The sequence below is a fragment of the Pseudomonas sp. CM25 genome (genome assembly GCF_013179705.1).
In the GTDB taxonomy this organism is placed as follows: domain Bacteria; phylum Pseudomonadota; class Gammaproteobacteria; order Pseudomonadales; family Pseudomonadaceae; genus Aquipseudomonas.
Window position 1 is genome coordinate 1 of sequence record NZ_JABMCW010000556.1, and the last position, 2,267, is coordinate 2,267.

General features: G+C 56.9%; 1 protein-coding gene. It reads right to left on the bottom strand.

Translation table 11 applies throughout. The features are described 5' to 3' along the window. On the bottom strand, positions 1-2,167 hold a 2,167-nt coding region (locus HP546_RS29330; protein WP_172233103.1), incomplete at its 3' end, for a tetratricopeptide repeat protein. Positions 2,168-2,267 lie beyond the last annotated feature (100 nt).

Sequence of the window (2,267 nt, forward strand, 5' to 3'; positions counted from 1 at the left end):
ATTTGTTCTGCTTGGCTAACAAACCTTGGAGTACTTGATTGACTTGTGGGTCGGGTGGGTAAGATTTGTTCCACTTCTGAAGAAACTTCACGGCTTCTGATGTGCGATTTGACCTGTCCAGGGACAATGCATAGGTGTAGGCATAGCGGGGGGCTGCAGGGGCGAGCTCAGTCGCTGTTCGCAGCGCTTTTTCAGCCGCGGCATATGCCTTTCGACGAACCTGGAGCAGGCCGATGGCGTAATGGGCCTCGGCTGAATTCGGCGCAGCGGCGACGGCGCGCTCAAGCAGCGGGGCGGCCTCGGCGTCGCGCGAGGTGCGCCTATAGAAGTCTGCCAGGTTCAGCAAGGCCCCTTCGTGCCGCGGCGCAACGGTGACGGCTTGTTTCAGTGCTGTTTCGGCCGCATCGTAGTCTTTGCGATCGATCTGGAATTGGCCCGATGAAATTAGGCTTTCAGGCATGTCTTCGTTGAAGGCGGTGGCCTGGATGAAGTCGTTGAAGAGGCTCTCCAATTGCGCCTGTTGCCGCGCCTGAAGCTGAGTGATATCGAGGCCGGCCAGTAGGCGCGCCATCTCCACTCGCAGTGATACCACCTGTTCATTCAGGTGGGGCGCGAGTAGTTGATACCTTAGCTGCAGTGGCAAGGTGTTCATCGAACGCAGAGCACCCAAGCGAATCAGCGGTTCAGGGTTGCTTAACAGTTTCGACAGCGCTTGTACGCTCTGCTGGTTATGAAAGGGTGCATGACGAAGGATTGAACTGCCACGGACGATGGCCGGCAACGATTCATCCTGGGCAATGCGCAGAAGTTGCGGCCCGATATCGACGCGACTGCTATCGGCTGCATGGAACACCTTGGCGAATGGATGTTCCGGTAGCTGGCGGTCCGTGGCCTTCAGCCAATCTTCAATATGCGCCTGAGCCCAGGCAGGATCCTGCTTGGTGTGGCATTGATTACAGGCATTGGGGGCGCCTACATCAGAGGATTGCTGGGGTCGGGGGATGCGTAAGCTGTGGTCCCGGCGTTCATCGACGCCCATGAATGTGGTGCTGGGCATATGGCAGTTGACGCACTGACTGCCGGCGCTTGCAGGTTGATGATGGTGATGCTCGGGTTTGTCGAAGACAGCTGCGTTATGGCATTGGGTGCATAGAGCGTTGCCTTCGGCTTTTAGTTGACCGCTGTGAGGGTCATGGCAGTTGGTGCACGCCACACCCTCCCTATACATCTTGCTTTGCAGGAACGATCCCCACTCAAAGACCTCGTCCGAGACTTGTCCATCTGCATGATAAAGAGGGGGTTCGAGCAGACTGAGCTGGTGAGTGTCGTAGTAACTGACGCGAGGGTCTGGCTGGCCTATCTCCACGCGGCGTGAGTGGCAACTTGCGCACTGCTGCATCTGGACGTCCGCACGTGGCCCGCTGTGCTTGAACATCGCTGCAGTCTGCTTGCCCTGGGCTATGTCTTGTACCGCTTTCCAGATGCCTGGATTGAGCAGCGAGACCCCGAAACCCGAATGCGTCGATGTGCTCTTTTGCGGCTGACGAACCCAGTCGAGGTGCGCTTTTGCCGGACCATGGCAGGCCTCGCAACCCACGCTTATCTCCGACCAGCGTGTGTCGTAGCGATTCTCCGAAAGCTGGTAGCCTTTTTCCAGATTGGTTGAGTGGCAACTGGCGCACCGGCTGTTCCAGTTGAAGTAGATGCCGGTCCAGTGCAATGGATCGGTGCTGGTGACCGCAGGTTCGCCGTGGTTCATGCTCGGGGAGTCAGGGAACAGGTGGTACCAGCGCTGACCACCTTGTTCTTTCGGGCGCGTATCCCAGATTATGCCCAACACCTGCTTGCGCCCGTCGGGGAAGTCGATGAGGTACTGCTGAAGCGGGTAGGTGCCGAACGTATGGGTGACCTTGAACTCTTCCAGTTCACCTGAGGCTTTGTCGGTCAGGACGTAAAATGCGCCGTTCTTGCGGTAAAAACGCGAGGTGATGCCGTTATAGGTGAAGCGACTGTTGTTGAAGTCGCCTTTTACCGTCTCGTCGCTTGCCTCGGCAATCGCCGAGAAATGATGGCTTTGCCGCCAATGCTCGTACTCTTCGGCATGGCAGTTCTGGCAAGTGTCACTACCTACGTACTCGCTTGCCAGAGTATTGAACGAAATAGCCACCAGTAGGACAACCAGGGCGTATGCACTGACGTGCCCGAAATGCTTCGATTTAGAGATCATATTTAGGCTTGGCTAACCTTGTGCATCGCTTGGACGGATG